Source organism: Shewanella sp. 10N.7 (genome assembly GCF_020806285.1).
In the GTDB taxonomy this organism is placed as follows: domain Bacteria; phylum Pseudomonadota; class Gammaproteobacteria; order Enterobacterales; family Shewanellaceae; genus Shewanella; species Shewanella electrodiphila.
Map to the genome: position 1 here is coordinate 51,677 of NZ_JAJGZS010000031.1, position 7,579 is coordinate 59,255.

The 7,579-nt window shown below is 42.8% G+C and carries 7 protein-coding genes; 3 read left to right on the forward strand and 4 right to left on the reverse strand.

The window, feature by feature from the left end; all coding sequences use genetic code 11:
- Positions 1 to 11: 11 nt before the first annotated feature.
- Entirely contained in the window at positions 12 to 1,313 is a 1,302-nt protein-coding gene (locus tag LMH66_RS17440) for an amidohydrolase (RefSeq protein ID WP_229371776.1), read from the reverse strand.
- Positions 1,314 to 1,553: 240 nt separating this feature from the next.
- On the opposite strand from LMH66_RS17440, the gene LMH66_RS20500 reads away from it, so the two are divergent.
- The gene (locus LMH66_RS20500) at positions 1,554 to 3,023 is read left to right on the forward strand and encodes an ATP-binding cassette domain-containing protein (protein ID WP_324295185.1); all 1,470 of its coding nucleotides are present in this window, start codon (positions 1,554 to 1,556) and stop codon (positions 3,021 to 3,023) included.
- Here LMH66_RS20500 and LMH66_RS17455 read toward each other — a convergent pair.
- The 3 genes from LMH66_RS17455 to LMH66_RS17465 form a co-directional block, all read right to left on the reverse strand.
- Positions 3,020 to 3,376, reverse strand: coding sequence for a hypothetical protein (locus LMH66_RS17455; protein WP_229371782.1), 357 nt, complete (start codon positions 3,374 to 3,376; stop codon positions 3,020 to 3,022). The genes LMH66_RS20500 and LMH66_RS17455 overlap by 4 nt on opposite strands.
- A 23-nt stretch (positions 3,377 to 3,399) precedes the next feature.
- Positions 3,400 to 3,999, reverse strand: coding sequence for a tRNA-uridine aminocarboxypropyltransferase (locus LMH66_RS17460; RefSeq protein ID WP_324295186.1), 600 nt, complete (start codon positions 3,997 to 3,999; stop codon positions 3,400 to 3,402).
- A 139-nt stretch (positions 4,000 to 4,138) separates the two neighbouring features.
- Positions 4,139 to 5,347 carry a multidrug effflux MFS transporter gene (locus LMH66_RS17465; protein WP_229371793.1) on the reverse strand — a complete coding sequence of 403 codons (1,209 nt, stop codon included), beginning with the start codon at positions 5,345 to 5,347 and terminating at the stop codon, positions 4,139 to 4,141.
- A gap of 115 nt (positions 5,348 to 5,462) precedes the next feature.
- Between LMH66_RS17465 and LMH66_RS17470 the strand changes: the two genes are divergently transcribed.
- Entirely contained in the window at positions 5,463 to 6,443 is a 981-nt protein-coding gene (locus LMH66_RS17470) for a LysR family transcriptional regulator (RefSeq protein WP_229371798.1), read from the forward strand.
- 213 nt (positions 6,444 to 6,656) lie between these two features.
- Positions 6,657 to 7,001, forward strand: coding sequence for a hypothetical protein (locus tag LMH66_RS17475; protein WP_102526750.1), 345 nt, complete (start codon positions 6,657 to 6,659; stop codon positions 6,999 to 7,001).
- Positions 7,002 to 7,579 lie beyond the last annotated feature (578 nt).

The following is a 7,579-nucleotide window of genomic DNA, read 5'->3' on the forward strand; positions in this document are numbered from 1 at the left end:
TGTTGTGCTGTCTATTGCATTGCGCCTAAAGCCGTTAAGGCAACTTGTGTCATCGTTTGAACGCCAACTTTTAGTGCGCTTTCATCCACATAAAATGACGGTGAGTGATTACTTGCAACCGTGGCAGGATCTTTCCCAGCTGGCGTCACGCCAAGAAAATAAAATAAACCGGGTGTTTCTAGTGCGTAATATGAAAAATCTTCTGCACCCGTAATCAGTCCAGGTTCAATCAAATTGTCTTTGCCTACTACACTGCGGATCACTGGGCGCATATCGGCAACGAGTTGTGGGTCATTGACCGTAACAGGGTAGCCCGCATCAATCTCGGTAATTGCTGTTGCACCCAATGTTTTGGCTGAAAGCTCTGCGATTTCAGCAAGCTTTACTTTTATCTCTGCACGCATATCTTGATCAAAAGTACGAATAGTACCGATTAGTTCCACTTCATCAGGAATAATGTTTGAACGAATGCCGCCATTAATCGCCCCAAAACTGACGACAGCTGGCGCTTTGGTAACATCAACCTGACGACTAATAATGGTTTGTACGCTATTAATGATTTGCGCTGATGCCACAATAGGGTCAACGCCACCCCAAGGTCGTGAACCATGAGTTTGGCGACCTTTAACGGTAATAGTGAAAGAATCTTCTGATGCCATTGCAGGGCCTGAACGAAGGCCAATCACACCAGTAGGCAAACTTGAAGTGACATGCATACCAAAGACTTGATCAGGTTTGCGCTTAGTAAATAAGCCTTCTTTAAGCATTAACTCCGCACCTCCTTCTTCACCCGCTGGGGCACCTTCTTCGGCAGGCTGAAAGATAAACATCACATCACCAGCAAGGCTTGATTGAGATTTTACTAAGTTTTCAGCAACGCCCATTAACATAGCCACATGAGTATCATGACCACAGGCATGCATCACACCAACGGTTTGATTTCGGTATGTATCAGTGGCTTTTGATGCAAACGGTAAGTCCACTTCTTCAGTTACTGGCAGCGCATCCATGTCAGCGCGAATACCAATAAGCGGACCAGGCTTGGCGCCTTTTAATATCGCTACCACCCCTGTATGAGCTATGCCGGTTTGCACCTCTAAACCTAAAGATTCAAGGTGAGCTGCAATGACTTTACTGGTTCTAAATTCACGATTAGATAACTCAGGGTGTTGATGTAAGTCGCGGCGCCACTCAATCACTTTTTGTTCAACATCGGCGGCTAGCTGAGCTGCATCAGGGGTTTTAGCCAATATTGATGGGGCAAAAGTAGCAGAAAGTGTCGCAAGGCACAGTGTGAGAGTCGTGAGGCGCATAAATCATCCATGGTTATTATCGTTTTTGTTGCGATTTAATCTACAGTGTCTAGCCGAAGTTGTTAAATAATTTGTTACAGCAAGGCTGAAGAAATTGTTTCGATTTGTTTACTACGTATGCCCTCCATCTTATAAATAAACAATATTATGGCTTTATTCATCATCTTGTTATGCTTCAAATAGATAGTGTAATGGTGATTTTAAACTGACCAACAGCAAAATATTAAAGGGTTAAGGTTAATGGATATAAAGTTTAGTGAGCTTACTGCCAAGAGTTGTAATGTCAGTCTCGATATCGCTGATTGGCATATTCAAAATCAGTCATGGGCCGTTTTCTGTGCCCATAACGACATAGGTTCAGTCATTGGTGACTTACTATGTGCAAGCAATAATATCCCTCATCAAACCATTAAAATTACCTCTGGTCGCTTACAAAAATCATCTAATAACATTGCGCAAGTTTCACTAGCAGAGCAGCAAAGGTTATTGGCTTTAGAAATTGAACATGATGACACCGACTTTCTCAATGTAATTGATACCGGCAGCACAGTTACTCAACTTATCAGCCAGCAGATACCGTCCCAGGCAAACAGCGCGTTACTTGAAACATTACTCACTCAGTTAGATTTGCAGCATCTTAAAGGTTGTGGCTTTCGAGAGCTATCAACAGGTGAAACCCGCCGTGTCATGTTGGCTCGTGCCATTGCCTCTCAGCCGGATTTCTTAGTACTAGATAACCCATTTGCAGGATTAGATATCGACCACAGAGCATCACTTACAACTTATTTAAATCAGTTACCAATTCCCATGATGGTGATATTTTCTCGTGAAGAAGATATGCCTCAATGGATTGAACAAGTGGCGATATTCAGCCATGGGAAATTAGACACTGTTATGGATAAATCCAGCTGGAATAGTCACCCTGTTATCGGGCAAATTAAGTCGCAATCTAAGGTACAAAGTGAATTAATGTTAGCGCTGATGCAACGACACCGTCACCAAAGCAAGTTTGAAAATCCGATATTTGAACTGAAAAATGGCAAAGTCGCCTATAGTGATAAAACCATTTTCACTGACGTGAATTGGCGCATTGATAATGGCCAACACTGGCAGGTCAAAGGCCCTAATGGCTGTGGGAAAAGTACCTTATTAGGTTTGATATTTGGTGACCATCCGCAATGCTATAGCAACGATATACAGATCTTTGGCAAGCAGCGTGGTAGTGGCGAAACCATTTGGGAAATTAAACAACATATTGGCATGGTGTCATCAGCATTACATCTGCAATATCGCGTTAACTGTAGCCCTATTGATGTGATCCTCTCAGGTTTTTATGACTCAATTGGCCTTTACCAAAAAGCCACTGCCCCCCAGTTAGACATGGCTAAAGATTGGTTAACGATTTTGCACATGGAAGCATTGGCTAACACACCTATCAAGCAACTAGATTATAGTCAGCAACGACTATTGTTAATCGCTCGAGCCTTGGTAAAACAACCTACATTATTAATATTAGATGAGCCCTATCAAGGGTTAGATTACTTGGGGATAAGGTTAGTGAGAAATACCCTTGAGTTGATTGCACGGGAAAACTTGAGCCAGCTGTTATATGTCTCTCATTATCATGAAGATAATTTAGCTAGCATCAACAATTACTTAGAGTTTGTAGAAAATGAACAGACCGAAGGATATAAAAGCGTTATAAGTTAATCTTGCTCTTCAATTTTACGTTCTTTAGCTGCGGCTTCTTTGGCTTCGCGCAGGTATTTATCAGCGCGAGACTCTCGCTCTTTAAACTGAGCTTGGGATTTCTCTATTTGTTCTTTTTCCCATTCGCCTGACTCTTGGCGTTCTAGAACTTCTTGCTCGCGAGATTGGGTATCGCTGGCGGCTTTTCGAGCTTTTTCTAACTGACTTTGCTCAGTCTTTTTAGAATCAATACGGCCTTGATCAGCTTGCTGGGATAAGGTTAGGCGTGGCTTATCATTGGCTATTGCAGTAAAAGAGATTGCGAGTATCAAACTCATAAAAGCCATTGCCATCATACGGTTCAACATATTCATTATCTTCCTTGTTTTTGTTGCTGCTATTTCTCTTGAACATAGCGAGCACGCACGGCTGCAGGCATCGCATCTAACTTATGTTGCACCATTGCATCAAAGGCTGCAAACATAGGCGCAATATCCATTAATGGGCTGATAGCTTGAAGCATATACGCTGTTGCTTCTAGGGTTGATAAACTATCACTACGCTTTGCTTTGCGAATTCGATATTGCGATACCCCTTCAAACTCAATATGCAGCGCAGGTAACTCCAATAACCATGGGTTTAGCTGGAGCATTTTAAAGGCTTTGCGCCAAGTGCCATCAATCAATAAGATAATGCACTCTTCAGGGGCGCCAGAGTCAGCGGCGCTTTGACTGGTTTCACTGGGATAAACTAAATAGACCGGTTTACCAGCCTCCTTTAAATAAACTTGCAGCTCAGCAAAGTCATCCGCCGTTTCACCCACCACCACTTTCGTCGCTGGCAAGGTTAAACACAATAACTTCACCGTATTTTTGGCATGTTCAACTTCAGAAGGATGCTGCAGCACAATCACTTCAGTCTTAATTGTCATTGGAGACAAACTGTCGCAAATACAGGTCGAGGTTGGATAGCCACAACCTTCACAAATAACTCTAATACCTCACCTCTATTAACTGATTAATGCTGAACCATACTTTCAACGTCTATTTTAGCGTTAATGTATTATAAACAACAATGCCGCTAACTATTCGGTCAGCGGCATGATTAAGACTATTGTATCGCTTATAGTTTAAGCATTAATGCTCAGGGTGAACTTGCTCCATATGCAAATGATTTAAACCTTTAAGCGACATCATCACTAGCAATAATAAAGATAGACCGCCCATCAACAAGGCTACAGCATAAGGTGCGGTTAGATCGGTCATTTGCACTAATCCAGCAAGCACTGACGCACCACTCATTTGAATACAACCTAACATAGCTGCTGCAGTACCCGCTCGCTCACCGAAGGCTGATAACGCCATAGAAGTGGCAGGGCCAAGCAAAATAGCAAAGCCAATACAAAGCAGCATCATAGGTAACATGAAACCAAAACCAGCTGCTAAACCTGATTGAGGCCCAGCTAATTGCACCACAACTTCAAGCACAGCAGCTAATAACATCATTGATAGTGCCACCACCACAGCGGGGCGATTACCAATATGTTTCACTAACACTGGCGCCGCAAAACACGCTGCAATATTCACTGCTGCATTGAGTCCAAATAAGCCACTAAAGGCAAGTTCACTCACCCCTAGCTCACCGATTAGCCACATAGGTGAATACGATACGTAGGTAACAATTGACGCCATTGCGACCATGCAAGTGCTGGCATAAAACAAGAAGTGTGCATCACTTAACACTGGTTTATAGCGAGCCCAGCGATAAAGAGCGCCGCTGGTGTCAGTATTTTCAGGACGAGTTTCAGGGAACTTCAACAGCACGATAGCTAATACGACAATGGCGTATAGCGCCATAAAGATAAAGGTTGAGCGCCAGCCAAACTGTAGTGCCAATAAGCCACCTAATGTCGGTGCCAACGCTGGTATCACACAAATCGCACCATTAAGGTAACTGTACATTTTAACGCTTTCTTTACTGCTATAGCAGTCGCGAACCGCACTAAACACCACGATAGAGGTTGAACAAGCCGCTAACCCCTGCAATACACGAGCAATTTGTAATACTTCAAACTCTTGCGCCATTGCGCCAATGAGGCTGCTGATGCCGTACAAAACAATACCAAATAGTGCAATTGGGCGGCGGCCAAAACGGTCAGCTAACGGCCCAATCAAAATCTGCCCAAGACCCATAGCAAATAAAAATAACACCAACGTAGACTGTATCTGACTACCACTTACACCATACTCAACTGCCATAGTCGGCATTGACGGTAAGTAAATATCGATGGCTAATGGGCTAAGTAGCACCATAAACATCAGTGTTGGCAGCAAGTTACGTCTCATTTTCTTTATACTCTTTCTTTATCTATGTGTTAATTATGGAGCGTATTTTAGACTACTCATGGTATGAATAGAAATGGTATGATTTCCTAAGTAAATTTCCTTTGAGGAATATCACATGAATATCGATAATCTCGCCAAAATAGATTTAAACTTGCTGGTCATTTTGCAGGTATTACTTGAAGAGCAAAGCGTCACTCGCGCAGCAAGCCGCTTACACTTAAGCCAGTCTGCGTTGAGTAAAAGTCTTAATCGCTTGCGAACCACACTTGATGATCCGCTATTCCAGCGCACAGCTCATGGTCTAAAGCCGACAGCCCATGCGGTGCAATTAGGACTGCAGTTACCGCAAATTTTGCAGACCTTACATCAACTGACCCAACCACCGACATTTATACCAGCCAGCAGTCACCAGCATTTTTCGTTTTCTATGGTCGAGAGTGCCTACGAAACATTACTGCCTTATTTCATTGGCAGAATTTTACACGATGCACCTAACGTCAAACTCGACTCATATGTGTGGACCGAAAAATCAATCCAAGACTTACAACTTGGCCAAATCGATTTTGGAATTGCCGGTCGAGATACGCACCCTCAAGCTGATATAAAAATAGAGCAACTGCCTGATGGCATTGAATATCAGACCTTATTTAAAGATAAGCAAGTCTGTTTAGTGCGTAAAGATCATCCAATGTTAGACGCTATCAAACAAAAAAAATGGGATAGAGACAGCTATTTGAGCATGTCCCATGTACAAGTGCGCTGTGAAGGCAATGATTGGTGGGCATTAGATTATCACTTAGCCGATCTCAATTTGCGCCGTCGTATCAGCACTACTGTGCCAGACTTTTATGGCGCGGCGAGTATTTGTGCCCATAGCGACCTCATTTTTACTCTGCCATCGAGCTTTGCGCGGCACGCTGTCAAGTTATACCCCCTTGAAGAAATCCCGTTGCCATTTGATTTTATGCCTATGGCTTATGTGTTGTTATGGCATGAACGTAACAGCCAAGCTCCTGGACACTTGTGGCTAAGAAACATTATTTGTGAAAGTGTCGCTAAAGCAGTCAATCAAACTGAAATAGAAATGCTGAAATAAGATTAATAACAGCCATTAATACAACTTGTTATCGTTTAAAAGTGTTGCGAGTAGCTATCATAATCAAACATTAATCAGGATTAACGTGACGTTAATAGGTGTTTTATTGCACACTGAAGTTGTCATCACTGTAAAAAGTGATTTTATGAAAGACTGAAACTGTATCCATCGCCTTTTTGATACACGCTCAGCCAGCTTAATTGAGGAACATCAATGAACTTTAATCAGTTTGTAAATCAAGCACAGGTCAAACAGCGCGTTGGCACCATGCACCCATTTTTAGCACTACTGTCGATAATTGCTATCGCACTTACCACGATTGTATTGCTACCATTTTTACTGGTATTCGCTCTAGTGAGCTTTATCGGACTTAACTTACTAGGCCGTAAATACCTAGCACCTAAAATGCAGCCAATTTTCGGAAACCGTTCACAGCAAGATGAAGTGTACCGTGATAATCCAAATGTAGAGCGCGAGCAATCATTGTATAAATCGGAAATGTTTAAACGCTCAAATCCATCATCAGGCGGCCGGACTTTCGAGCATCAAGCAGACTAAACATTCATATGGTCAGTTAGCCTTGCTCCCCCAAGGTTAATTGGCCATGATGTTTAATAAGACGTTCAAACATTTATAGTACAAACTAAAACACCGCCAAATGGCGGTGTTTTTTTATAACCCAGATTTAAGTGTAGTCAAGAACTAAAGTCGTAGCGCTTCGTCCACACCCGACGAAAGGGAAACAACAGCATTTCCCTTTTCGATATCCCTTGCCGTTCCGGCGAAATAATCTGAAAAACGATTATTTCCAACGGAAATTTATCTAGACTGAAACCAGATTTGGTAAGTTCTTCGTCCACCATCAAAATCACTAACGCTTCTGATGGGGCGTCCCTTCCCCTCAAAAGCTAGCCAGACATCCATGTCTGGACTTACGCAATTCTCTTGATTGACTCTATACATAGGAGTATCCAGACCAATGAGCTAGCAGGCTAAAGATTCTCTGTTTGAAGTGTCCGAAGGCGTTGAGTGAATTTGCGTAAGCTCGACATGGATGTCGAGATAGCCTCAGTTGAGCCAGGGATAATGGAATGGACCCATCCACTTTTAATCGGCCTCGCAATGGGCCACGATGT

Excerpts from the sequence above, each read along its gene's own strand:
- LMH66_RS17475 (WP_102526750.1), top strand. The coding sequence starts at position 6,657 with ATGAACTTTAATCAGTTTGTAAATCAAGCACAGGTCAAACAGCGCGTT.
- LMH66_RS17465 (WP_229371793.1), bottom strand. The coding sequence starts at position 5,347 with ATGAGACGTAACTTGCTGCCAACACTGATGTTTATGGTGCTACTTAGC.
- LMH66_RS17470 (WP_229371798.1), top strand. The coding sequence starts at position 5,463 with ATGAATATCGATAATCTCGCCAAAATAGATTTAAACTTGCTGGTCATT.
- LMH66_RS20500 (WP_324295185.1), top strand. The coding sequence starts at position 1,554 with ATGGATATAAAGTTTAGTGAGCTTACTGCCAAGAGTTGTAATGTCAGT.
- LMH66_RS17440 (WP_229371776.1), bottom strand. The coding sequence starts at position 1,313 with ATGCGCCTCACGACTCTCACACTGTGCCTTGCGACACTTTCTGCTACT.
- LMH66_RS17455 (WP_229371782.1), bottom strand. The coding sequence starts at position 3,376 with ATGAATATGTTGAACCGTATGATGGCAATGGCTTTTATGAGTTTGATA.